Source organism: Paenibacillus sp. GQ49, from assembly GCF_059759055.1.
The window spans coordinates 642945-667759 of the sequence record NZ_JCAXEL010000001.1; the positions used below are offsets into that span (position 1 = coordinate 642945).

Here is a 24815-nt window from a genome sequence, read left to right on the forward strand (position 1 = left end):
TACTATACTGTATCTATTATAACACGGCTTTAGGAAAATAACCCCACCCCTACCCATTCTCACAGGCAAGTTCGCCATCTGAATTTAATCATCCCATTAACCTCTAATTCTGTATGTACCAAAAAAGACCGGGGCCCCTTTGTACCAAGGGATTCCGGTCTTCCATGTTGGATCTCATTCTGTACCTTATACAGACTCGCTCCGCTCCTGCTTGTCCAGCAGTTTCATCTCCCACTGCCGCAGCTTCGCCCGGCGAACGGCTTCCAGTGCACGCTTCTTCTCTTCATCTACACCGAGAATAAAATGCAGATGTGCACCAACGATTAATAAGGAGAACAGCACCCATACGATGCCAAAAATATTAACCCAGTTCATTCCTCCAGCAAAGGAAATCCGCGGCAGTGCAATGACCAGCATCGACAACGCAATAAGCAGATAGATTACATGTTTTGCTTTTTTCAACCTTTTCACCATTCACAGCTCCTTCGTTCTTGATCGACTCTATATGTCTAGTCTATGAACGATAAGGAGCCAATATGAAAGGTTCAGGTAAAAAAACAAGACAACCTTTTTGAACTACCTTTTTACGCTTCAGCGCCACCGTACAGATGACCCAGGCTATCAGCAATAATTTTATTCACGTCTTCAATGATGACACTGAGGCGACGCTCCGCATCAAACAAACGACGGATGTTCAGATTCAAGCTCAGTACTTCAAACAGTTTCTCCATTTTCTCCATCTCATCCGGAGCTGGCATATCCCCGCTCATCATACGTTGTTGCAATTCCATTTGTTGATCACGGAAGTTATCCAGCATTGCTTTTGCATCCGGATCAGCTTCAATCAGCTTCATCGCGGAAGTAATCTCTTCCACCTCGCTGCTTTCTCTCAGTGCTTTGGCCAAATCATTGGCTTTGTCATAAATGTTCACTATTATTCCTCCTCAGATTGGTTTGTTCATCCGTGTTAATACACGCTTTTCTCCGCTGTCAAACAAGGACGATCTGAAACAGGCCATCCATAACCTGCCTCGAAATCAAATGCATTTAATCCATATGGGTCAATCACCAAGGGTTATATGTCCTCATATGATGAAGCACATGCCATGTTCAGATGCCGTTCAACTTCGAGATCAGACATCAAGTTGCCGCCCGGAAGGAGATCCGTGATGTCCACTAAAAAAGTAACGATTCAGGTTACCGGCTCGGGCATCCTGCAGGACGACGTCATCATGCTGGGCGAAGGGGTGCTTAAGGCGCTTAAAATCCCTTCAGGAAGGCCGCTTCAGCTGCAATTTGGCTCTTTCCGCCGCGAAGTCACTGTTATTCCGGTACCAAGGTATGACGGGCTGCGCATCAATCAGACAGTTGCCAGCAAGACCGGTCTCGTTCCACGTTCGGTTCTAAGGGTATCCTATCGTTCAGCCAGCCGTACGCTTCGCCTTGGACCCTACATCAGTGTACTGGTTAGCCAGGATTATCCCGATCAGCCCGATCGGCCCTTTGGCTCCATCACGATGTTCTGTCAAGAACTGGTGAACGCCTGCCGTAAGCGAGGCGCCTATGTATCCTTTTTCACACCGGAGGATATTGGAGCGGTAACGGGTTATATGAAAGGCTGGGTGTATGATGACGGCTGGAAAAAGACTGTTCTGCCTGTAGCAGACGTCGTCAATAACCGGCTAACGTCCCGCAAGCTTGAGAACAAACCTAGCGTACAGCATTTTATGAAAGAAGTAAAATCGCTCTACGGCACGCAAACCTTCAATGAAAAGTTTCTGGACAAAAACGAAGTGTTTGACGCACTCAAGTCCATTTCAACGCTTAAACGAGTTCTTCCCGAGTCTCATTTACTCAAGACGTCCGCCAAGCTCAAGACGATGTGCAACCGACATCCGGTTGTATTTCTGAAGCCCGTACGTGGTTCTTTGGGTAAAGGGATTATCCGGGTCTCACGTCAGACGGACGGAAGCTTCCTGACTCTGGCGACTGGCGTCGGGGGCACCCGGAAACAAACGTATACTTCTCTGGATAAACTGTATGCCAGTATGTCTGGGAAAATGAAAACAACGCGTTATCAGATCCAACAAGGGCTGACTCTCATTGACAACAGTGGCAGACCCGTGGATTTCCGTGCGCTCGTGCAAAAGAACCGTACAGGTAAATGGAGTGTAACCTCCATCGTCGCCCGGATTGCAGGCGGGAGTCACTACGTATCCAATCTGGCACGGGGTGGAAGTCTCAGCACCGTCAAGGATGCTGTTGCCAAAACACAGTTGTCTGGATCAGCCAAAGCTTCCGCTTATGCAGGATTGCACACCGCAGCACTGGATATCGCTAAAGGGATTGAGAGTGCCATCCCTGCCCATTTTGGTGAACTTGGTATTGATCTGGCTCTGGACACCACTGGGCGCGTATGGCTGCTCGAAGTCAACTCCAAACCATCCAAGAATGATAATACACCACTGAGTGAGAGCAAGATCCGCCCTTCCGTCAAAGCCATGCTTGAATATTCTACGTACCTGGCGGGTTTTTGAAAAGTTATTTCCTATTGGAAACAAATCTGATAGAGGAGAGGTGCAGCGTAATGTTTCCATCATCTCAGACCAAGACACTGGCCATTCTGGTACGTGCAACCGAAGGCTCACCTCCCTTTACAGATGAACTTTTCTGCCGTCGTCTCAGTGTGGGGAGCATACGATACGCCCTTCAGATTATTGTGATCCCGATATCAAATGATGCAGTCCATCTCCCTCTTCAATGGGGATATGCCTATCATCAAGGGAAGTGGAATTCGGTACCTGTTCCTGCAGTCGATCTCATTATGGATCGTTGTCTTCGCCCAATCTCCAGGTACGTCAGACAACAGCTTAAGGAATGGATACCAACCAACGGCACAGATCAACATCGTTATTGGTCTGCTTCCCTTCCAGGAAAATGGGAGGTGCATCGTGTGTTGTCCCGAAATCCTGACTTGAGGTCACAACTTGCTCCCACAACCCGGATCGGATCACATATTCCTTGGGAAACATGGCTGGACCGTTGGCCCAGAGGACTGTTCTTCAAACCGGTATCCGGGACTCATGGCAAAAATACTTTTCGCCTGTCTCGGGGAACGACCCCATCGACATGGATCGTGGAGGGGCGTAACGAAGACAATGAGCCCTTTTTTCTTACATTCAACCATACCCAGGCTGTATCTTCCTGGCTAGCATTACATCAGGCTGAGCGTAAGATGATCGTGCAGCCATATCTGGAGCTTAGCCATCATGGAAGAGCATTCGACATACGGGCTCTAATGCAAAAGAATGGGCAAGGTCGCTGGACACTTACCGGATGTATGGTACGGGAAGGACCCGAAGGTTCACTCACGTCCAATCTTCACGGTGGGGGTAAAGCATATCCTGCCCACGCATATCTGCTCCAGCGATATGGAACGATCCGCACGGAAACTCTGCTGAAGAGCATCCGGCAGACTGCTACTCTTATCCCCACCCTGCTGGAAAGCCGTTTCGGCAGGTTAGCCGAATTGGGGCTTGATTTCGGAGCAGATGCAGAGGGCCAACTCTGGCTAATTGAAGTCAACTCCAAACCAGGCCGCACCTCATTTGCAGAAGCGGGCGACCGACGCATGCATACCCTGACTTATACGCGGCCGCTTGCCTATGCCCGTTATCTGTTGCAACAACATGTTCTCACGGACGTCATTCGTCCAATGAAATTGCCGAATACATCCAGCAAAGCTGGCCTGAAACCCATCCCGATTCACGGCGGCTGAGGCCCGCAGCGCCCGCTTGCCATGGAGCCCAAGGATCTTTTCAGGATAGGAGGATAAATCATGAGTTTGACCTTTTGCAATCTGCATTTCACCAAGCAACCGGATAAAGTGGTTTATGTATCCAACGCTTTAATGAAGAGCCTCAACCTGTCCGGCAAAAAAACGGTGCACCTTCGCTTCGGGCGTGACCGGGTACCTGCAACGATCAAACCAATCAAAAAAGCAGGTAAACATCTGTATCTCGCTTCAGGTATCCGTAATATGATGAACGTTCCGAAACGGGGCAGTATTTATCTCCGGAATTTGCAAAATGACGAGGTCCAGTTAGGTCCACTGATCGGCGTACTCTCTGACGGGCCTGCGACGAGCACGAATCCATTCGGTTCCCGTACTGGTTTCATCAAACAGTTACTCCGTGAAGGCAGCCGAAAATCCTATATTTATGCCTTTACTCCCCGGGATATCAATTGGCAGAATGAGACGGTATCCGGTTTTTTTCTGAATGAAAACGGAAGCTTTACCCGCAGAACGGTACCTCTGCCCGATGTTGTCTACAACCGATTGCCGAGCAGACGCTCAGACTTCTCACCAGCAATCAACCAGCTGCGGGAACGATTTGTTCGCCGAAAAATTCCGTTCTTCAACTGGAGCTTTTTCAACAAATCGGATATCTATACGTTGCTGGAGAACGAACCGGCAGCAGGACGGTATATCCCTGAATCGATTACCAACCCGTCGGTGGAACAGATGAAGGAAATGTTGGAACGCCATCAGTTCGTCTACTATAAACCTACTGCAGGAAGTCTGGGGAACGGGATCTACCGCCTGACTTACTCGCCCAAACGTGGATATTTCGCACGTTATCGCAAAAAAGGCGGTAATGCACTCCTGCGTTTTGGGTCCTTCAACAGTCTGATGCGCATGCTTCAGGGAAGACATGGCAAACAGCTACGCGGATATGTTGTTCAGCAGGGAATACGTCTAATTGAGATTGATGAATGTCCAATTGATTTTCGTTTTCACATGCACAAAAATGGTAACAATCAATGGGTTGTTGTCGGGATTGGAGCCAAAAAGGCAGGACGTGGCAGCGTCACAACACACATCAAAAATGGCGGCTCCCTAATGACTCCTGAGCAGGCGCTCAGTCGCAACTTCGGCGATCGTGCGGGAGAAGTTCTTCAGCAGGCCAAATCCGTCGCTATTACACTGGCCCAGGCGATTGAAACCCAGCACCAGCATCTGATTGGTGAGATTGGCTTTGATCTGGGCATTGATCAGGAGGAACATGTATGGATGTTCGAAGCGAACGCCAAACCCGGGCGCTCCATTTTCCGTCACCCTTCACTCCGGGTGGAGGGCAAATCGTCGGTGGAGCACATCTTGGAACACTGCCTGTATTTGAGCAAGTTCCGGAAGAAGGAAGAAATTTGATGAGCCTTCATGATGATTTCAAACCTGTCATTGCTGTTTTGACCATGCATGATAAACAGCGAATGTTCAGGGGAAATCATCAAAATTTTCAGGATATCTTACAGACAGGCGAGAGCATGGGATACGTGGTGTACATTGTGACTGTGCGGGATCTGAACGTGAGTGGTCCCACCGTGAAAGGATATACGTACAACAAGGGGAGTGGAAAGTGGGTTTCACAACCTTTCCCCCTTCCCCATGTTCTGTACAATCGTATTCCCAACAGGGAAGACGAAGGAAAACCTTCCGTTCAGCGCAAGATTGACGAATGCATGCAATCCGGAATCGAACTGTATAACCCATTCTTTTTTAACAAATGGGATCTGTTCGAATGGCTTAAGAAGTCCAAATCGACTCAGCAACTGATCCCTTATACTCGGCGGATGCGAAGTGCTTCTTCTCTGGGTGCCGTTTTACGGGCGTATCCCTATCTATACCTTAAGCCCGAGAGCGGCAAAGCTGGCAAAGGAATCATGATGCTTAAATTCCAGGAAAAAGAACGGCTTCCCTACCGACTCAAAATACAAACCACACGTAAAAGCACGACATATAAAGCAGCTACACTTTCCAAGTTATGGGCACGAATTCGCAAAGAAACCGGACATACGCCCTATATCATGCAACAAGGCATTGAATTGGCATCCTCTCGTAAACGCCCCTTCGATTTGCGTGTTCTTGTACAAAAGAATACCAAGGGCCAATGGAGCGTAACCGGTGTAGGAGCGAGACTTGCTGGCTCCCGCAGCATTACAACTCATGTACCACGCGGCGGGAGCGTAGAAGACCCTGAGAAGCTGCTGACTGAGCTTTTTGGCGAAGAAATGTCAACAACCCTGATGAAACGTGTGAAATCCACTTCATTAATGATCGCAAGACAGGTAGAACGGGGATCAGGTTACACGCTCGGAGAAATGTCCATGGATCTGGGCATTGATGACCTGGGGGAACTCTGGTTTTTCGAAGCCAATGCAAAGCCCATGAAGTTTGATGAACCACAGATCAGACGGCGGTCATTGGAACGTATATTTCACTACAGCGCTTATCTTGCCCGTCAGTCCAAACGATGATAGACAGGAATACTGCAAAAAGAAGGTGATTGTTTGTGTCCTCACCTGTTCTGGGCATTATGACGTTGTACTTAAATGAACATCGCGCTCTTGAAGAACGAAGCGTCTATCGCAGAATGATTCTTGAAGGGCGCAAGCGGGGACTCGATATCTATGTATTCACACCAGCCGACGTACACCCCGGCGGCAAACAAATTGAAGCCATGGTTTTTCATGAGGGAAAAGGCTGGTCCAGGGAGTGGCGATCATTCCCGGACCTGATCTTTGATCGCTGCCGGATTCAGCGTAATCGAAGGTTCCAGCAATTGCTTGCTTTTCGTGAGAAATATGGGCATCTGCTCTTTCTGAACAGGCCACTGCGCAATAAATGGACCATCCATCAGACCCTTTTACAAAAAGCCAACTTTCGTGAACACCTGCCGGAAACCGCTCTATTTCAGGATATGTCCGATGTAAACCGGATGCTCAAAGTTTCTTCTCTGGTCTATCTCAAACCCATTAATGGAACAGGCGGACGTGGTATTCTGCGCATTGAACGCAGCAGTAGCGAGGCTAATACAGTGCTTGTTCAGGGGCGGGATCAGAAGCGTCGTATCATCACTCCACGTAAAGTTCATTTATCACGACTTGGCGCGTTGCTCCAGCACTGGAACATGAAAGACAAGTATCTTGTACAAAAGGGCATTCAACTTCAGCTTCCGAATGGACGTGTGCATGATTATCGCATGCTCGTTCAGAAGAACGGTGAAGGACAATGGGAGCTTACTGGATGTGCTGGACGCATGGGTGCAGAAAAAAGCGTGACCTCCAATCTGCATGGCGGCGGTCAGGCAATAGCGATGAACCGACTCATGAAGCAATGGATCGAAGATGACGACCTCCGGGCAGAAATTAACACAACTGCAGAAACGTTTGGCATTGATGTTGCTTCGTTTCTGGAAGATACGTATGGGGACCTTTGTGAGCTGGCACTGGATTTGGCGATTGACCGAAGCGGACGTATCTACCTGCTTGAAGTTAATCCCAAACCTGCGCGTGAAGTATTCGCTCGCATCGGGGAGCGGGATATCTATTATAAAGCCATCACTCAACCGCTGGAGTATGCCTTATATGTATATCGCAACAGACCTCCCGGAACGTCCAGAAAGCCAGCCATTCCCAAGCCCGTTTCGCAAAAAAACGCCAAAGTAAAAAGAAAAAGGAAAGTCAAGTGAATGGATAAGACAAAGCAGGAGTGTATGTTCGCCAAGTGCGAGCATCTGCTCCTGCTTCACTGTTTTTTATTTCTGTTCTTTCGTCCATTGCAGCGTGTCGTTGTCAATCACAATATACCCTTTTTCCTCACCTTGCACATAAGATAATGTCAATCTCATCAGGTCAGGTTCTAGTTGACATGTGGTAACACGTGTAACCTGGTCAATATGATCCGCAGGCAGGCACAACGTCAGAATACCCACTTTACCAGAGAAATCAGTCTTGCCCTGAATGACCGATGTTTCCGACTTGGAACCATACACCTCAGATACCCAGCCGGGCTGCTCCGTCAACGCGAAGGCTCCCTTCCCGATGCCTGCCGTAACCCATTGCATCGTCAGCGTTATGGAATTTGCCTCATAGCTCATATCCGCCGTCATTTCTCCAGCTTCATTCATTCTCAACGCAATATCCGCTTGCGGATGCAAGTGAAAACGTTGCTCCAGAGTATGCTCTGCTTCTGCTTCCAGCCAATCCACAATTAGTAGTATAGGGATCTCCACCCCTGCCAGCATCCACCGACGATGTGTAACTGGATCTGGCAAATGTGTATATCCATCCTGTGAAGCATCAATGAAGTGATAGCTGTCATTGCTCTCCCAACGTAGCGTTGTGGCCTGAGCCTCCGGTTCACCCCATTGCTGTGTGGAGAGATAAGGTGTCTGATCCAGACCATCCACCGTGACGGTATTGTGCGCCCGCGTACTTTTGAAATACCGCCGCCATTTCCCTTCTTCATACGTATAACGTCCGGTGTCCGTGAAGAAAAGCTGGTTCTTCCACATCCACTCCACATTCAGCGCATCCGCATGTCCGTGTGCTCCGCCCATGGCAGCCGCATCAAAAAAAAGATATTGATACTTGTCCCTCATAACATAATATCCTGTCTGCGGAAAAACCCGGCTCGACAACGCCGGAGAAGAAGAAGCCTGTAGTCTGAGGCATCGCTCATATTTCTCCACACCCAGCAACCAGAGACACTCCGAGCTATCTGTTCCGCGAGCCATCAAATCATCATCGTCCAGAATCGCTCCAAGCAGGGTCAGTCGTTGTCGTCCATCACCAACCCAATCCGAATCACCAATACCGGTAGACTGATGATCTGGTCGAATCAGCGCCTCGGTGAATGCAGCCATTTGGCGCAGACAGCGGGCATACCATGCCGAGAAAGGATGTCCTGATATCTCGCCCAACCGATAAGGGGTGCCAAACATCTCGATGCTGGCATTGTGGTAATGTGTTGTCAGTTCAATCTGTATCCCTTCTTCACCCAACTGATGCAGCAAACACAGCTCAAGACGTTCCATCGCCACTTGACGCCAGTGTGGACTTCGGGGGTGCTGGTGGTAGAACGTGGCAATCATGAACAAACCTTGCATATGCATAATGGCATGATTGATTTCCGTGCTGCCAAGGTAACGGGTCAAAAACTCGGCGTGCTCGTCCAGACCTTGTCGAAACTCCGCCTGAAAGCCTTCGTCTATCAGTGAACTCGCTTCCATATATTTATATGCCGATATCCAGGACTGCACACGTAGTCCCGTCTCCAGCAGGCGCCACGGACCGGGTTTTTGAAAGAACACGGCCTCGTCGTAAACCAGATTTACAGGTACCGGATTCTGCTGTCTCCAGCTACGGAAGTGGTCAATGAAAGCTGTCACATATAGTGGATTGCCCTTCATCAGATACGCCTTTCCCAGATCGAGCATATGCCAGTGTCGATTGATGCCCCATGTGAACTCCAGATCATTGGTCGGGTTGTGAAGCCAGTCCACAGGTGTCCCCATCGGAATCCAGCGATTCAGATCGTTGGTATAAGGAACGATAAATTCATTCAGGATGGCACGATTGGCAATCGTGAGCGAATTTCGGGCTTCTTCTGGAAAATGTTTTTCATAATATTGGGCAGCCCGTTGCAGATCCGTTGCCGAAAGGTAAAAATCGCTCATTGGGACGCCTCGAGGAAATCCTGACGGAATGGGGTAAACACATCCAGAATGACGGAGTCCTCCAGTGCCTTGACCCCATGCGGGGCGTTAAAACCGGCATAAAAGCTGTCCCCTGCTTTTAAGATGCAAGTTTCTTCACCGACCTGTACCTCAAAGCTGCCTTTGACGATATAGCTGACCTGCTCGTGCGCATCATGGGAGTGAACTTCTCCAATACCCCCTTTAGCAAAGGTAACCTCCACCATCATTAATGTACCGCCCATGCCCAAGATCTTGCGGGAACTCGTTTCGTTAATGATATGTGCATCGATAGACGCATGATTAATAATCATTTTGCTTTTCCCCTTTCCTTGTGAGTAAGCGACCGAAGTAGTTAAACCACGGCCGCTATGAACGTTTATTAGTCTTCTGTGGAAAATTTGCCCTGAAGCTTGGAAGAATCAAACGATGGATCAGCAGTTATATTGGTCAGCCCTGCTGCTTTGGTTTTCTCCAGAGCTGCATTGTATCTCGTATCCAGATCCTTGATTACACTATCGAGATCACCACCCGTGAATACATAGATGGAGAATGCATCGCTCCATTTATTTCCTTCCAGTGAACTCTCGGTCACCACACTTGGATTTGCCGGGAAAATGGCATCATAACGTTTGGGCAGGAAACCTTCAATGCCCGGAATGCTTGGTTTTTTACCAGAGCTTAGTACAGCAGGAATCAGTGAAATCCCATATCCTTTTTCGTAATACTCACTCTGAAGATCTGTGCTGTACACATACTCCATAAACTTCCATGCCGCTTCCTTGTTGGCAGAATCTGCATTGATGCCGATGTAGGAGCCCCCGATGACTTGCGAAGCGCCCTTGATCGTTCCATCATTAGTCGGTACAGGAGCGGCTGCCCAATTTTCTTTTGTAGGAAACTGATCTTTATATACACCTGGTTCACCGGAGTGGTTAATGTACATTCCGATTTTACCTTGAGCAAACTGGGCTCTGAGCGGATCGATGTCCAGACTTTCAACACCTGGCAGCATGCTGCCATCCTGATTCATCTGACGAAGTGCCATTGCGATATCCTTGTACATCCCAAAATCAAATTGGCCAGTCTTGTAGTTGTAACCATCAATACCAACATTATTGCTTGCACCTGCAATCGTATTGGCTGCTCTCCAGAAACCGCTGCTGCTCTTGAACGGGCTGGCAAAACCATAGATGCCTTCACTTTTACCAACTTCGGTAATTTTTTTGGCATCTGCAACCATCTCAGCCAACGTTTTTGGCGGACTCTCGATCCCTGCCTTTTTGAAAATATCCTTGTTATACACAAGCCGCCAGACCTGCCCTGTATTGGGGAGGGAATATATTTTTCCATCAATCGTGTTTTTATTTTCAATCATGCTGTCTTTAAACACGGCCTTCATCTCATCACTCATGTATCCATCGATCGGGGCGAGATACCCCTTCTGATAATACGTCTGAAAATCATTAACTTGCAGCACATCGGGTGCCTGCTTGCTGGCAAAAGCAATATCGACCGCCTGTGGATAGTTGTCCCCCATCACGGTCATCTCCACTTCAATGTTGTCCTTGTTCGTCTGGTTGAACTCATCGATCTTGGATTTCATAAAATCAGCATCATGGCGGTCCGGTGTCCAATATATGATTTTGGTTTTCCCTCCGGCATTCTCCCCGTTGGTCCCCGATTCGCTATTTGCTGAAGTACCACTGTCAGCAGAACAACCTGCCAAACTTAGCGCCAGCAATGCACTTAGCGTAGTCACCATCCAATTTTTAACCATTGATATGCCCCCTTATGCTTGTCTGGACAACCCGTTTGGTTATCCGTTAACGTAATGATAATCGCTACGCTTTCATGGAGGTGAGGGACATTCTGACTTTGCATGGTGGGAAAAATGACGATCCGTATCGGTTTCAATTCTCATACATTTGCCGGAAGCAGGTTGGCGTCATGCCGCAATATTTCTTGAACAAACCGCTGAAATAAGGCCTGTCCTCATAACCCAGCCTCTGGCAGATCTCTTGCACCTGTACACCTGCAACCAGCAACTCTTTTGCTTTTTCCATCCTCATCTTAGTAATATATTGAATCGGCGTTATGCCCGTTTCCTTTTTGAAGGCATTGGCAAAGTAACTCGGACTTAAATGCACAGATTGGGCACAGGCATGCAGCGTCAGATTTTCTGCAAGATTCAGACTGATATATTCCTGTGCTTTGCTAATCGCCTGTTTGACATCGGTGAGTCGTTTTTTGTCCATAATCTCGCAACCCATACTGCTAAAATGCTTGATATATCCCCTCCAGCCCTCAAACGTCAAGGAGCGCATCGCCTCAAGTACTGTCAGGTCGGCCTCCAGACGCAAGCGTTCCTCTGCTGTAATCTCATCACAAAAGGCACGGTAGATGGCAAAAGCCAGTCCAGACAGCAAACGAATCATCGTGAGCGGCTCGGGAAAACCTTCGGAAACCTGCCATTCTTCGAGAATTTCATCAATGATGCGGTGACAGGTGCTCTCATTACCACATTTCAGTGCGTAAAAAAGCTCTTTTTCCTTCTCCAAAGGATATACCGGGGCCACACAGGCCTGATTCTCCAGTTCAGCATACTGGAGGATGCAGTTTCCTTCACTGTAAAAACGATAGGATATCGCCTGATCTGCATGTGCGTAGGACGTCCAGATTTCCTGTGGTCTGCGGGCAATCGTACCCACACCAATCGAGACTGTTTTTTTGCTGAATCGCTCCACATTTTGGCGGCATTGCTCCAGTAGCTCGGAGACGTCGATCTGACTTGGTGTGTTGAATATGGCGGCAAGCCGGAATCGGTTTTCCCGTAAAACAACGCCCTTGGTATAGCGGTTCAAGGTTTCTCCCACAATATTTTGGACCGCAAAAGGAACGATTTCGGCATCCAAATGCATCGTGTATCCATATCGCGTATAACCATCCACCTCGATAACCATCACGAGAAGATTGGAGGAATCGAGATCAATATGCAGCTCATTCCAGCGACTTTCATTCAGGAAACCCCCGATTTCATGACGCAACAAGCCCAGTAGATAGCTGTGACGCTCGTACTGGCTGCTACTCTCCACCTTCTGCTCCAACTGTTCCAACTGTTTGCACTGTGCCTGCTCTTCCTTAATCACCTGTCTTACCTTCAACACCGCACCGAGTATTTCTTCAGGGGTAAACGGTTTGAGCAAATAATCCGATGCCCCCAGCTTGATGGCCTCCTGTGCATATTGAAAATCCGAATAACCACTGATGAAAATAAATTTGGCTCGCAGTCCGGCATCCAATGCCCGCTTCATTAGCTCCAGTCCGCTCAGCTTGGGCATCCTGATATCACTAATCACGATGTCGGGTTGCTGCTCCAGCAACAAGGACCAACCGCGCTCTCCATTGCCCGCCGTGCCTACAATCCGAACCTGATGATCTTCCCACGGAATAGTTGAAGATATGCCCTTTACAACTGCCTGGATATCATCCATAACACACATCGTCAATTGGCCCATACTGCCCCTCCTCAGGTGATCGGAATCGTGATAACAACCGTTGTTCCCACATCTGTACTGCTATGAAACACAATCGAGGCCACATCCCCGTAGTGCAGGCTTAGTCTGCCCTGGAGATTGGATAGGGCATAACCTTTGCGTCCCCCGTCAGGAGCATCCTCAGCATAGATGCTGGCTACATCCATCCCACATCCATTGTCAGCCACCTCCAGCCGTAGTGTGTCACCCTGACGATCAATGCGGATCAGGATAACGCCCAAATCTTCTTTGTCATTGAATCCATGCAGGATGGAATTCTCGACCAAGGGCTGAAGCAATATTTTTAAAATATCAACAGCGTAACAAGAGGGGTCCCCCACCTCAATTCGATAAACGAACAGATCCTCATAACATTTTTGCTGAAGCTGCATGTATTGTTCGACATGTTTGATCTCCTGCTCCACACTGGTGATGTCTTTCCCATCATTCAGTCCCAGACGGAATAATAAGGATAAGGAGACGATCATCTCACTTACATCCTTCTTCTCTCCGCTCTCACTTTTCCAGAACATCGTATTCAGCGTATTGTAGAGGAAATGAGGATCAACCTGCGCCTGAAGCGCCTTGACCTCAAACCGCCGTTTGTCTTGCTCCGTTGTCCGTACTTCTTCAAACAGAATCTGAATCTGGTCCAACATCCGATTGAAACGATGCCCTACAGCGCTGACTTCATCGTCATACTTGCTGCGAAACCGTACATCCAGATCATTGGACTCCACCTCAACCATCAGACGTCGCAGTTTGTTCAGCGGCTTCAGCAGAGCGGAGGCCACTAGCCTGGACAACCCGAGTGCGAGTAAAATGCAAAACAACATAATCAGGATGATCAGCCAGCGTATCTTTTGGAGGGGGGACAACAAGTCAGCCTTGGACTGCACACTTACCATGACCCAATCCTCGTTCATCGACAATGCCGAATAGTTAACAAGCATGTCCTCCCCCTGCTCGTTCCTGTAGGTAAAATCTCCAGCATCGTCACGGCTAAACTGTTGGGTAAAGTCAGGCTCCATAATGAAATCGTCATTTCGGGACCTGGGCCGAATGACTTCATTTCCGTTTTTGTGCAGCAAAAACAGTTGAATCTGGTTATTCATGAGATCCTGCGTCAGAATGTCCCGCATCGCCTCTTCCTTCATATTGACGACCATATATACATTCGAATAGGTATGATTATCGATCACAATGGGTTTGAGCAACAGAGATAACACATTTCCTTGGGATTGAAACAACTCACTCTGATGTGAACCAAACCACATCGTATTCCAGCCTTGGAGCTTCACGTAGCGTCCGTATTCCCTGTTGAACGAATTATTGCGATTCGGAAAATCTTTGGTCGAGAAAAAATCACCGATGGGTGTTGTCAGATATGCGGTATCAATCAGCGGCTCTACGAGCTTCAATTGAGCAAACGATGTTTGCAGCAGCGAGAGATTCTGATAATAATGAGATGTGTTATTTTTTCCCACGTCCTTCATGACCTGGGTGAACGTTTCATTGAGCATAAAAGAAAAAGAGGATACAACAATGTGCCTTAGATGTTCATCCATAACCTGCACGGATTTGTTCAGAATGCTTTGTTTCAGTTCAAGTGCATTCTGCTCAATGCTTCGTGCAGCAAAGAGATAAGAGCATATACCGGTCACACTGATGCACAAGACCACGAGAAAAATGTACAGCAGCTGTATTCTTTTTTTCAGGGACATTTTATAAAAGTCGAATATCATCGGCGCTCGCTCCTTGAACACGGCTTGGCCCGTCCGCTGTGAATTAAAATGAGTATAGCACAGTGGAATTACCCGTAAAACCGTTTCCATGATTGTGCTCACGCCTATCCTTTCACAGCTCCCAAGGTCACCTGCATGAATGATTTGTTGGCAAAAATATAAACGATGAGCAGCGGCAAAATGGACAGACAGGCTCCGGCCATCATCAGTTGGACCTCAGCCGCAGCTCCGATGCCATATCGCAGATTAGCCAGCCCAACCGGCAAAGTCTGCAAGTCCGGATTGCTCATGGTGAACACAAAAGGAAGAATATATTCATTCCAAGAACTCTGGAATACACCCAGACCTGCAACGGCGAGTCCGGGCCGCAGGAGCGGAAGAATAATGCGCCAGTATGTGGTGAAGAAATTACAGCCATCAATCATCGCCGCTTCATCCAGTTCGCGTGGAATGCTCTTGAAGAAACCAATCAGAATAAAGTATGTGGCAGCGTGTGCGCTGATCAGTATAATAATAACGCCCCACAACGTGGTATTCAGCCCCAGCTTGACCATGAGGTCAAATTGCGGACGCAGCACAACTGCGCCTATGGAAATAAAGAGAGTAGATGCCATGAGCAGGGTGTATCCCTTTTTCCCTTTGAAATTCACTCGATCCACAGCGTAGGCTGACATCGAAGCTACCAGCAAAGTGCCAACTGTTGTACTGATGCTAACAAACACGCTGTTCATCGTAAAACCCGAAAAATTGGCGGTTTTCCAAGCCTGAGCATAGTTGGAGAACTGCCAAATCTTCGGCCAGATGGTAGCTCCTCCGGTCAATTCCTGGTTTGTTTTGAAGGAACCGAGCAATACAAGTATGATGGGGAACAGCGACAGCAGAGCGATTGTGATCAAAAACAACCAAAGTACCGTTCGTTTGGTCCAGCGAATGAGTTGGGGAGACCCTGAGGGCGCAAGCACGTTTTGAGTCATCATCGTTTCCTCCTGAATGGGATTAATAGACATCATTGAGCTTTTTGGATATACGGAAGTAAATGAGCGTCACAGCCCCTACGATGAGAGCCGTTGTGAAACCGACCGCGCTGCCATAACCGAGCTGCTGGAGTGATTGGGTGTCAGCCGACACGGGAAACAACAGTTTGAACAAATACAGATACATCACCTCTGTTTTGCCATACGGCCCCCCTTCGGTCAGCACCATAATACTCTCGTAACCTTTCAGCGCCGTAGTAATTGCCAGCATGATGATCATCTGCAAGACAGGACCCAGCAACGGAATCGTTACATTACGCAGTTTCTGAAACTCACTCGCTCCATCCAGCGATGCCGCCTCATAAAGCTCTTCAGGAATGCTCTGAAGACCCGCAATGAACAACAACATATAGTTGCCCACAGCCCCCCAGATGGCGATGATGATGGTTGTTAGCATGGCATGTTCAGCCCCCAGCCAGCTAATGGATTCGGAGATCACATGATACTTAAGCAGCAATTGGTTCAATATTCCGTTATAGGAGTTGAAAATAATAAAAAATACAATCGCCATGACCGAAGCGCTAAAAATAGTGGGAAGATAATAGATCGCCCTAAAGAGGGATCGCCCTCTCCATTTGCGATTCAGAATAATCGCCAAAGTTAACGACAGTGGAATTGTAACAACGAGTTTGCCCAGGGCATACACACCCGTGTTGCCTACAGAATCCCAGAATTGCCCGTCACGCAAAATGCGTCCAAAATTATCAAGCCCGATAAAGACAGGCGTCCCAATGCCTTGATAATCATAGAACATGTAACGCAGCGCCCATAACAGCGGATAGATCCCAAATACAAGAGTTAGAAAAAGACTTGGAAAGATGAACATATAGGCATGTATTTTGGATGGTTTCACCAGAATCGGACCCCCTATAGCTTTTGAATGAAGTATAGAGGGAATATGGAGAAAAGCGGGATAGGGAAATCAACTTTCTACAGGGGAGAATGTGACTGCATGACCAAACAAAAAAACCTGTGTTCAACGGATTTCGTTGAATACAGGTTCATATCATGTGGTTCATAATCTTAAATCTCAGTATACGTATGCAGCGTAGAGGCTACTCTGCTTCATCATACAGACGCAGCAGTTCTGTAAAATCAGAGATAAGAACATCTGAGCCCGCAAGCTCCTCATCACGACCGAACCCGGCATAAGCACAGCCGATGACCGCCTGACCGTTCATTTTACCAGCTTCCACGTCAGAAGAGCGATCCCCTACCATCCATGCGTCCTGAATACGATGTTTCTCAAGCAGGATCTGCACCAGATTAATTTTGGAAGGAGTCTTGTACTGGCCTGCACTGTATACCCCTTCAAAGAAAGGCATGATCTCGTGTGCAAACGCCACACCCTTCACATAGTCCTCCAGCCCGTTACTTGCGACAAAAAGACGCACTCCTTGTTGTTTTAAGGCTTGCAGCGTTTCTTTCACACCCGGATACAATTGAGAACTTCCTTGATCAAGCCCCTCAATCTCCAGTTGAAGCAACAGTTCGTCTGCCCGGCGATGTGCCGCTTCCGATGCCTCAGGCATAACCACTTTCCATATATCTTCGAGCAACATGCCCAAACTTCCCAGCATCCGTTCCTCGGGTGGAGTTTCTCCTTCAAAGTGCCCTTCGGCACGCAATGTATCAAATAGTTGCTGGTAAGCTGGCAACAACAGGGTCTCTGTCTGGAACAGCGTACCATCCATGTCAAAAATCATCGCTTCCGGTTTGAGCAAAACCTTCTCTTTATTCATGTCCAATGTTCCTTTCGGATTGGGATATTGTATATGTAATTGGAATCGTTCCCTTCCCATGATAAACATAACGTTTGAACGTGTAAACCAACGAATGTAAAAGATCATCAACCCCAACCTTATACAACATCAACCAAACATTATATTGTAGTTCAACAAACTATATACAAAAGAAGTTTCTTTACGTATAATACTAAAAAAATAGTGCTTTAGACACCTAATCTAAAGACCTACAATTATCACATTTCCGGTTTTTTCGACAACTACATATACCCCATAGAGAGGAATAACAAACATGAAAAAGCGAAAGACCTTTAAGATTTTTTATAAGATCGGATTAGGATATTTACTTGTACTGGCTGTACTGGCTGGTTGCATCCTGCTGATTCAGAACAGCACAAGTCAGCTCCAACGGGAACTGGATTTTCTGGTCGATCACGATATGAGGGTACATGCCCTCACCTATGAACTCGAAAGAAACATGGTAGATATGGAAACAGGTCAACGCGGTTACATCATCACGGGTCAGGACAATTACCTCGATCCTTACACCCAGGGAAAAGAGCAACTTATTACACTCAGAGATGAACTTGCGGCTTTAATTTCGGATAATCCGGCTCAACTTGCACTTTTGGAAGACATACATACTACTATGGAGAACTGGGTCCAGGTCGCTGCTGAACCTGTGGTCGCCCTTCGCCAAGCCAATAATACGCAGGCCATTCGAGATTTTTTCGCAGATGATCCAGGTAAAAGAGACATGGACCAGATTCGCACTGCTCTCGATACGTTTCGAACCAACGAGCATACGTTAACCGATAACCGTACAGAAGCACTGAAGCAAAAAAACACACTACTGAACTTGGAACTGTATGGGGCACTTATCGTTGTGGCCATTATCTCGTTCATCACTGCTTTGGTCCTGTCACGTGCCATTGTTAGAAACATTCGTACCGTAAAGCAGGCATTAAATGACATCGGTTCTTCCAATGGTGACCTGACACTGAGAATCGCTACGCCAATGAAAGACGAAACTCGTGAACTCGCGGAGGCAGCCAATACAATGCTCACTGGTTTGCAGCAAATGATGCTGGACGTTCAGAGCAATGCCATGATTCTGAGCACAGCTTCGGATCGATTGGATAAAGGGGTTGCCGATAGCCATCTTGCAGGAAAAGAAGTTGCCACTGCCATGGAACGTGTCGCTGAAGGCGCTGATGAACAGGTTGCTCTTACGCAAACCATGGTGGCTGCGATGCAGCAATCCCTCAACGGGCTTAATCGTGTTGCCTCCTCGGCAAGTGACGTGGCAGGCCGTGCAGTTCGTACCGAATCCATTGCCGTGGATGGGCAACAGCGCATTGACAATGCTGTAGGTAAAATGAGTTCCATTGAACAATCCTTCCTCTCTGTACAGGAAGCCATTAATGAAATTTCGAAGATGTCTGATCAAGTGATCAACATTGCAGATTCAATGTCGGGTATTGCGAGACAAACCAATCTGCTTGCACTTAACGCCGGAATTGAAGCTGCCCGCGCTGGGGAAAATGGACGCGGCTTCGCTGTCGTTGCCGCGGAAATTCGTAATCTTGCAGACCAAAGTGCAACATCAGCCAAAGAGATTACAAGTATATTGGAAACCGTGGTAGCAGGTGTTCAAAGTACGGTGCAGGTGGTTGATGAGAGCACTCTACATGTGAATGAAGGGTTACGAACCATTGAGGATGCAGGTAATGCTTTTTCAACCATTACTCAGCATATTCATAACCTCAGTGGTGAAGTTCTGGAGGTATCTGCTGTTGTCGAGGAGTTAACTTCCGGTAGTGAGGCTGTGATGAAGTCCATCAATGAAGTATCGGCTGTTGTGGAAGATACTGCATCAGCCACGGAAGAAGTATCTGCAATGACGGAGGAACAACTTGCTTCTCTGCAGGAAATGTCTGACACGTCCAAGCAGTTGAATGAAATGTCCGACGCGCTTGATCAACTGGTTAAACGCTTTAAACTTGCATAATCCGACTCAACCTACTGATCGAGTATCTAAATAGCTGTATCATGAGCATATATCAAAGGAAAGAAGCATCGCAGACAGACTCACCCAAGCCTCTGCGATGCTTGTTTGTGTTAAGGAGAGCTGAATCAGGAAAAGGTGCACTGGGCACCTCATATGAAAAAACCTGACACTCCTTTTCTTATCCTGATTGTTCCGTGTTCCGTAGCGCTTCCAGTACCAATTGTGCCTGATACCCATCGTTAAAGTCATATATCTTAGCTGGTTTGCCCTGTATACGGGCAATGACATGTTTAAGAACCGGCAATTCACTGGCGGATTCAAGCACTTCTACTGGAGAAAGTGGCTGCCCCACCATGCCAGTCTTCAATTCTTCCCAATTTTCCAGAGCAATCGTGCCTTTTGTACCGTACACCACCATGGATACACGTTCTTCCCCCGCAAATTGAGAGATGCCGTTTAGCTGAATTCGGGTTCCGTCTTCCAGTTCCATTGCAGCCTGTACTTCTAGTTCACAGTCACCATTCTCAGGATATTGAACCTGAGTGCTAACAACCCGGATGGCACCAAACACCTTTTGAATCATATGAATCCAGTGAATCCCCACTTCAAGAATAAATCCACCCTGTTCCCGGCTCGTAATCCATGCATTCTGTTGCCATGATCGTGGCCACTGCGGGAATTGCAAAATGAGATCTATTTTGCGAATTGTCCCCACTGTACCCTGCTCAATCATCTCTTCCAACTTCAGCACGGAAGGTTCATGCGGCATCGAGAAATGGATGGCATGAACAACGCCCGCCTGCTCTGCTGCATCCAGCATCCTTTTGGCTTCTTTTATACTATTGGCAAGCGGTTTCTCGCAGAATACATGAATTTTGCGCTCCAGCGCCTCCATGACAACCGGATAATGAAATTTCGGCGGAACTGCAATATACAACAGATCAATCTGATGTTCATTCATCAATTGCTTGTAATCCGTATACGTCCTAACTCCCCGATGAGAAGCTGCAAAAGACGCCAAACTTTCCTCATTCGCATCACACACCGCAACAATCTCAATCTTCGTGTCCATCTTTGTATTCTCGATGAGATGAACCATATGTAATCCCATTTTACCCAGCCCAATCAGAGCCATCTTGATGACTGTCATTCCATCCCCTCCCAATTCCTTTCCAGTATAGCAGAAAGCAAAGAATTGCGAATGCGATGCGTTGATACGAAAAAAGATAAATCCCTAGCTTTCAAGTTGCTATTAGAGGCTGAAATTCATCATTGTTAGTCATATTTTTACATTATTTGTAACTTAGTAACAACCGGGTAATTCGTTCCAGGGATATATAACCAATTGTTTTCACTTTATCCAGCAACACTTAAAGCGTTACCAACTTAAGAATCAGGAATTTAGACTCACAAAAACAGGTTGACAAAAAACCACAAAAAAAGATACTCTTCCTAATAACAATGAATATTTCCTCTTACAACCTTAGACAGTAACTTGCATTCAACAAATGGAATATGCGTATGGTTCTAATAACCTATTTCATGAAGCGAGGTGTCCCGCATGAGAACAGTTGCGGACTATTTGGCAGAAACTCTGCGTAATCTAGGCGTTACTCATGTCTTTGGTATTATTGGTAAATCCATCTGCCCTGCTGTACTGAAAATGGTGGATTACGGATTAGAGTTCATTCCAGGCCGTCATGAATCCAGCTCAGGTTTTGCCGCATCCGGTTATGCATTACAGACGGGTAAACTCGGCGTTGCCTTTGCCACATCCGGTCCAGGCGGAACCAATCTGCTTACTGCAGCAGCACATGCAAAGGCCAACAATCTGCCTGTACTGTTTATTACGGGTCATCAATCCATCCAGGAACTGGGGTTACCTCAGTGCCAGGATTCCTCTTCCTATCTGGCTGATCTGGCCGAGATGTTCCGGCCTGCCACATTATTCAGCAGACTCGTTGAGCGTGGAGATCACTTCGGCACACTGCTGAATCATGCTTTATCCATTGCCCTTGGTCCGAATAAAGGTCCTGTTCACCTCTGTCTTCCTTTTGATGTACAGACCGAGTTGTTATCCCAATGCCGGATTGTCATTCCCGAACCGGAACCTCTTTTTAGTATATCTAACCTGAATCGCATTCTTCCTCTCATTCAACAATCCAACCGCCCTTTAATTATTGCTGGTAAAGGTGTAAGTCGCGCCAGAGCCCATGATGAATTGCTTCAATTGGCCGAATTGTTCAACATTCCTGTCATTACTACGCCTGGTGGAAAGGGAGCGATTGCGTGGGACCATCCCCTGTACCATGGACCTTGTGGTGTTGGAGGTTTCCCGCATGCAGACGACATGTTGAACCAAAGTGACCTTTATATTGTACTCGGTTCACGTCTGAGTGACATGACCCTCTGCAATCTGAAGCCTGAACATCACCCGGCACACCTCATTCAATTTGACGCTGATCCTACATTTGTAGGCAAGATTCTGAGCGCTCAAACCTTACATATCACCGGTGATTTGAAGGACAACCTGCAATATTTGCTGGGTACATTAGAAGACCTCCCTACTCCTGTGAGAACCACGGCACCCATCGATTACACTGTCCCTTTACCAGATCTCCCCCAACTGTCTCTGGCTTCTGTGTTAGACGGAATGAGTGATCTGCTTCCGTACGATCATAAGCTGTTTGTTGATGATGGCAGCCATGGATTTCATGCGGTTCAGCGATATAAAGTCAAGAAACCAGGCAGCTTTGTGTTTGACGCTTACTTTGCCTGCATGGGGAACGCCATTGGTATGGCGATAGGTGCAAAGGCCGCTTCACCTGAAGAGACCGTTGTATGTATCACCGGGGATGGATGTTTCATGATGCTGGGGACGGAGATCAATACCGCGGTATGCAACAATCTGAACGTCATTTTCATTGTCGTTAACAACAAACAACTGGACATGGCTCTCAAAGGAATGGAAAAAACAACAGGCAGAATTGATGGCACATTATATGAAGTTCCTATGGATGCCTTCAAATTTGCCGAATCTCTCGGTGCGGTTGCGTTTCAAGCAGAAACGCTTGCTGAATTCTCATCTGCGCTGAACACAGCCCAGACGTTGAATCAGGTAACTGTTATTGAGCTTCTGACCGATCGAGATGAAATTCCACCCACGGCTCACCGCACCGTAACTTTGAATTAGGAGGAGTAGATCATGAGTGAACATGTAGCTCAGGGACTAGACCGTTTCGCGAAACTTTCTGGAGAGTACGGCGCAAGAGCCCTCGCACCCATCAAAGAACATTTTCCCGAATTGTCGGAATTTATTATGGGGACGGCATACGGGGATATTTTTCAGCGCACCACGATTACGGATCAATGGAAGGAAGTTGCTATCATCTCTTCGTTGATCACCCAAGGACAGTATGAACAACTAGGAGTGCATTACACAATGGCTCTGAGCGTGGGAGTAACGGTGGATCAGCTCAAGGGAATATTGCTACATCTGGCACCCTGTGTGGGTGCTCCACGCATTATTAGCGCATTTAATATTTTGCTTGCTACCTTGGATGAAATACAGTAATTCACTTTTCTACATTTTTATACATGATTCGACTTTTTTATTGATCTTTTTACATTCCTACCTTTATAATATGGTTAAATTATCCTTCGAACCAGCTCTCATCTTAGAAGCTTTCAGCAGAGGCCCTATGGGGCTGTGTATCCATTAGCAGGATAGCCTTAACTCATTTATAAGGAGAGAGATCAAACATGGGAAATTTCATTCTTAAGACTGACGTTCCAAACAAGGTGTTAAACATTGAACTGGAGGGTTCTTTCTCTCAAGAAGACGGTTTGCGTTCCATCTCGGCCTATCAGGATACGATCGCTCCTCTTAACACCAAGGAGTATGACCTGAACATCGATTGCAAAAAGTTGAATGTTACTGCTCCGGAGATTGTTCCTCTTCTGGAAGGTTGCCTTCAATTGTTCAAAAAAGATGAATATAAAAAAGTCGTGTTGACCCTCGAGAACAACGCGATTCTAAAAATGCAATTGGCCCGGCTCGGCCGGTCAGTTGGTCTGGACAATCTCGAAATCATATCTACCGTTACCACTTAATAAACCAGGCGGACAAGCTGTGAATTCACCCTTCCGCTCAAGAGGAGAATGAAGATGGCCGGAATTCGTATTGTAGATATCGATATCTATCATCCAGCAACCAAGGTGCACAATGATTTTTATATTGAACATTTTGATGCAAGAGGTGTAGATATTCGTGGATTGTTAAAGGCACTTGGTCGTGATACACGTTATAAAATTGACAACGATGACGAAAATTCACTAAGCATGGCCTTTGAGGCAGCCAGTAACCTACTGGAGAAAACCGGACTCACCGGTGCAGATATTGATCTGATTGCTTATGCAAGCCAAACGCCAGAATACATCTTTCCTACGAATTCCTTAATGATTCATCGCCTGATTAACGGAGCTTCCCACACGATCTGTATTGACAGTAACGCCAACTGTGCAGGCATGACCGCTGCATTCGAACAGGTTAGCCGGCAGATGCTGGGCAATCCTCGAATTCGCCGGGCATTAATCATCGGCTCGGATTACGTAGCTCCTCACGCCAGTCCCGATGATCCTGTATACTTCGCCAATTTCGGTGATGCAGCAGCGGCGGTTATTGTAGAGCGGGATGAACATGCTGTCGGTTTCATTGATTCCATCTATCAGACGGATACCTGCGTGTATGGTAATTCTCTTTTTCCTGCAGAAGGCTTGGCGAAGCTGGGCAAAACGGGTGTAGATGCGGGTGCCTTTCATGTGAAATTCATCCCATTTGATGATTCCATCTGTGTGGATGCCGCTTCCAAGTCCATTCGTACCTTGCTGACACGTAACGAGATTGGACCAGACGAGATCAGAGCCGCCTGCTTCTCCCAGCTATCCATTAGTAACATTCGGGCTGTATCCGAGAATGTCGGCATTGGTGACGATATTGCCGTCTATATCGGAGATGAGTTCGGATATACCTCAACCAGCAGTCCATTCATCGCATTACATCGAGCGGTTACAACCGGTCAGATTCAGCGTGGTGACAAAGTTCTGTTCTGGACCGTTGGAGCCGGGTGGCAAAATGTTGCCATGGTGGTTGAATATTAGGCCTTACTTCGCCAAAATATAATAAACAGGACGGTTCTCTTTCTT

21 protein-coding genes are annotated in these 24815 nt (G+C 47.3%); 10 read left to right on the plus strand and 11 right to left on the minus strand.

All coding sequences use genetic code 11. From position 1 onward, the window contains the following. Nucleotides 1-186: 186 nt before the first annotated feature. Both AC6CIF_RS02975 and AC6CIF_RS02980 read right to left on the minus strand, forming a co-directional pair. The gene (locus AC6CIF_RS02975) at nt 187-471 is read right to left on the minus strand and encodes a hypothetical protein (RefSeq protein ID WP_498198195.1); all 285 of its coding nucleotides are present in this window, start codon (nt 469-471) and stop codon (nt 187-189) included. A gap of 113 nt (nt 472-584) precedes the next feature. Beyond that, entirely contained in the window at nt 585-932 is a 348-nt protein-coding gene (locus tag AC6CIF_RS02980; RefSeq protein WP_036609862.1) for a YlbF/YmcA family competence regulator, read from the minus strand. Nucleotides 933-1169: 237 nt separating this feature from the next. Here AC6CIF_RS02980 and AC6CIF_RS02985 point away from each other — a divergent pair, with 237 nt between their 5' ends. Genes AC6CIF_RS02985 through AC6CIF_RS03005 form a run of 5 tightly spaced genes read left to right on the plus strand, consistent with a single transcriptional unit; the run spans nt 1170 to nt 7532 of the window. Further along, nucleotides 1170-2537: a YheC/YheD family endospore coat-associated protein gene (locus AC6CIF_RS02985; protein ID WP_498197801.1), complete on the plus strand. Its 1368-nt coding sequence runs from the start codon at nt 1170-1172 to the stop codon at nt 2535-2537. Between the two features lie 50 nt (nt 2538-2587). Further along, the gene (locus AC6CIF_RS02990; protein ID WP_498197803.1) at nt 2588-3778 is read left to right on the plus strand and encodes a YheC/YheD family endospore coat-associated protein; all 1191 of its coding nucleotides are present in this window, start codon (nt 2588-2590) and stop codon (nt 3776-3778) included. Nucleotides 3779-3838: 60 nt separating this feature from the next. Continuing rightward, the gene (locus AC6CIF_RS02995; protein WP_338593327.1) at nt 3839-5212 is read left to right on the plus strand and encodes a YheC/YheD family endospore coat-associated protein; all 1374 of its coding nucleotides are present in this window, start codon (nt 3839-3841) and stop codon (nt 5210-5212) included. Continuing rightward, nucleotides 5212-6318: a YheC/YheD family endospore coat-associated protein gene (locus AC6CIF_RS03000; RefSeq protein ID WP_091032561.1), complete on the plus strand. Its 1107-nt coding sequence runs from the start codon at nt 5212-5214 to the stop codon at nt 6316-6318. The genes AC6CIF_RS02995 and AC6CIF_RS03000 overlap by 1 nt, the downstream gene beginning before the upstream one ends. A gap of 35 nt (nt 6319-6353) precedes the next feature. Beyond that, the gene (locus AC6CIF_RS03005) at nt 6354-7532 is read left to right on the plus strand and encodes a YheC/YheD family endospore coat-associated protein (RefSeq protein WP_498197806.1); all 1179 of its coding nucleotides are present in this window, start codon (nt 6354-6356) and stop codon (nt 7530-7532) included. Between the two features lie 66 nt (nt 7533-7598). Here AC6CIF_RS03005 and AC6CIF_RS03010 read toward each other — a convergent pair whose 3' ends face one another. The 8 genes from AC6CIF_RS03010 to AC6CIF_RS03045 form a co-directional block, all read right to left on the minus strand. Further along, nucleotides 7599-9521: an alginate lyase family protein gene (locus AC6CIF_RS03010; RefSeq protein WP_498197808.1), complete on the minus strand. Its 1923-nt coding sequence runs from the start codon at nt 9519-9521 to the stop codon at nt 7599-7601. Continuing rightward, nucleotides 9518-9853 (minus strand): cupin domain-containing protein, encoded by a 336-nt coding sequence (locus tag AC6CIF_RS03015; RefSeq protein ID WP_498197809.1) that lies wholly within the window; start codon nt 9851-9853, stop codon nt 9518-9520. The genes AC6CIF_RS03010 and AC6CIF_RS03015 overlap by 4 nt, the downstream gene beginning before the upstream one ends. 68 nt (nt 9854-9921) lie before the next feature. Then, complete coding sequence (locus tag AC6CIF_RS03020) at nt 9922-11319, minus strand: ABC transporter substrate-binding protein (protein ID WP_498197811.1); 1398 nt, start codon at nt 11317-11319, stop codon at nt 9922-9924. A 133-nt stretch (nt 11320-11452) separates the two neighbouring features. Continuing rightward, nucleotides 11453-13057, minus strand: a complete 1605-nt coding sequence (locus AC6CIF_RS03025) for a helix-turn-helix domain-containing protein (RefSeq protein WP_498197813.1) — start codon at nt 13055-13057, stop codon at nt 11453-11455. A gap of 11 nt (nt 13058-13068) precedes the next feature. After that, a complete protein-coding gene (locus AC6CIF_RS03030; RefSeq protein ID WP_498197815.1) occupies nt 13069-14820 on the minus strand; it encodes a sensor histidine kinase in 1752 nt (583 codons plus the stop codon). A 104-nt stretch (nt 14821-14924) separates the two neighbouring features. Continuing rightward, nucleotides 14925-15794 carry a carbohydrate ABC transporter permease gene (locus tag AC6CIF_RS03035; RefSeq protein WP_498198197.1) on the minus strand — a complete coding sequence of 290 codons (870 nt, stop codon included), beginning with the start codon at nt 15792-15794 and terminating at the stop codon, nt 14925-14927. 22 nt (nt 15795-15816) lie between these two features. Then, a complete protein-coding gene (locus AC6CIF_RS03040; RefSeq protein WP_076209116.1) occupies nt 15817-16707 on the minus strand; it encodes a carbohydrate ABC transporter permease in 891 nt (296 codons plus the stop codon). Nucleotides 16708-16909: 202 nt separating this feature from the next. Continuing rightward, a complete protein-coding gene (locus tag AC6CIF_RS03045; RefSeq protein WP_047844222.1) occupies nt 16910-17596 on the minus strand; it encodes an HAD family hydrolase in 687 nt (228 codons plus the stop codon). Nucleotides 17597-17891: 295 nt separating this feature from the next. Here AC6CIF_RS03045 and AC6CIF_RS03050 point away from each other — a divergent pair, with 295 nt between their 5' ends. Further along, nucleotides 17892-19610: a methyl-accepting chemotaxis protein gene (locus tag AC6CIF_RS03050; protein WP_498197818.1), complete on the plus strand. Its 1719-nt coding sequence runs from the start codon at nt 17892-17894 to the stop codon at nt 19608-19610. 178 nt (nt 19611-19788) lie between these two features. Here the strand turns inward: AC6CIF_RS03050 and AC6CIF_RS03055 are convergent, their stop codons facing one another. Beyond that, on the minus strand, nt 19789-20760 hold the full coding sequence (locus AC6CIF_RS03055) for a Gfo/Idh/MocA family protein (protein ID WP_498197820.1): 972 nt from the start codon (nt 20758-20760) through the stop codon (nt 19789-19791). Between the two features lie 411 nt (nt 20761-21171). Between AC6CIF_RS03055 and AC6CIF_RS03060 the strand changes: the two genes are divergently transcribed. From AC6CIF_RS03060 to AC6CIF_RS03075, 4 genes are all read left to right on the plus strand, one after another. Further along, entirely contained in the window at nt 21172-22803 is a 1632-nt protein-coding gene (locus AC6CIF_RS03060; RefSeq protein ID WP_498197822.1) for a thiamine pyrophosphate-binding protein, read from the plus strand. Between the two features lie 12 nt (nt 22804-22815). Then, complete coding sequence (locus AC6CIF_RS03065) at nt 22816-23184, plus strand: carboxymuconolactone decarboxylase family protein (protein WP_017689521.1); 369 nt, start codon at nt 22816-22818, stop codon at nt 23182-23184. Between the two features lie 188 nt (nt 23185-23372). Next, complete coding sequence (locus AC6CIF_RS03070; protein WP_498197824.1) at nt 23373-23723, plus strand: hypothetical protein; 351 nt, start codon at nt 23373-23375, stop codon at nt 23721-23723. Between the two features lie 54 nt (nt 23724-23777). Then, the gene (locus AC6CIF_RS03075) at nt 23778-24770 is read left to right on the plus strand and encodes a 3-oxoacyl-[acyl-carrier-protein] synthase III C-terminal domain-containing protein (protein WP_498197826.1); all 993 of its coding nucleotides are present in this window, start codon (nt 23778-23780) and stop codon (nt 24768-24770) included. Nucleotides 24771-24815 lie beyond the last annotated feature (45 nt).

Coding starts and splice junctions, on each gene's coding strand:
- AC6CIF_RS03025 (WP_498197813.1), bottom strand. CDS start 13,057: ATGGGCCAATTGACGATGTGTGTTATGGATGATATCCAGGCAGTTGTA.
- AC6CIF_RS03070 (WP_498197824.1), top strand. CDS start 23,373: ATGGGAAATTTCATTCTTAAGACTGACGTTCCAAACAAGGTGTTAAAC.
- AC6CIF_RS03010 (WP_498197808.1), bottom strand. CDS start 9,521: ATGAGCGATTTTTACCTTTCGGCAACGGATCTGCAACGGGCTGCCCAA.
- AC6CIF_RS03030 (WP_498197815.1), bottom strand. CDS start 14,820: ATGATATTCGACTTTTATAAAATGTCCCTGAAAAAAAGAATACAGCTG.
- AC6CIF_RS03050 (WP_498197818.1), top strand. CDS start 17,892: ATGAAAAAGCGAAAGACCTTTAAGATTTTTTATAAGATCGGATTAGGA.
- AC6CIF_RS03000 (WP_091032561.1), top strand. CDS start 5,212: ATGAGCCTTCATGATGATTTCAAACCTGTCATTGCTGTTTTGACCATG.
- AC6CIF_RS03055 (WP_498197820.1), bottom strand. CDS start 20,760: ATGACAGTCATCAAGATGGCTCTGATTGGGCTGGGTAAAATGGGATTA.
- AC6CIF_RS03020 (WP_498197811.1), bottom strand. CDS start 11,319: ATGGTTAAAAATTGGATGGTGACTACGCTAAGTGCATTGCTGGCGCTA.
- AC6CIF_RS02985 (WP_498197801.1), top strand. CDS start 1,170: ATGTCCACTAAAAAAGTAACGATTCAGGTTACCGGCTCGGGCATCCTG.
- AC6CIF_RS03075 (WP_498197826.1), top strand. CDS start 23,778: ATGGCCGGAATTCGTATTGTAGATATCGATATCTATCATCCAGCAACC.
- AC6CIF_RS02990 (WP_498197803.1), top strand. CDS start 2,588: ATGTTTCCATCATCTCAGACCAAGACACTGGCCATTCTGGTACGTGCA.
- AC6CIF_RS03065 (WP_017689521.1), top strand. CDS start 22,816: ATGAGTGAACATGTAGCTCAGGGACTAGACCGTTTCGCGAAACTTTCT.
- AC6CIF_RS03045 (WP_047844222.1), bottom strand. CDS start 17,596: ATGAATAAAGAGAAGGTTTTGCTCAAACCGGAAGCGATGATTTTTGAC.
- AC6CIF_RS03035 (WP_498198197.1), bottom strand. CDS start 15,794: ATGACTCAAAACGTGCTTGCGCCCTCAGGGTCTCCCCAACTCATTCGC.
- AC6CIF_RS03060 (WP_498197822.1), top strand. CDS start 21,172: ATGAGAACAGTTGCGGACTATTTGGCAGAAACTCTGCGTAATCTAGGC.
- AC6CIF_RS03015 (WP_498197809.1), bottom strand. CDS start 9,853: ATGATTATTAATCATGCGTCTATCGATGCACATATCATTAACGAAACG.
- AC6CIF_RS02995 (WP_338593327.1), top strand. CDS start 3,839: ATGAGTTTGACCTTTTGCAATCTGCATTTCACCAAGCAACCGGATAAA.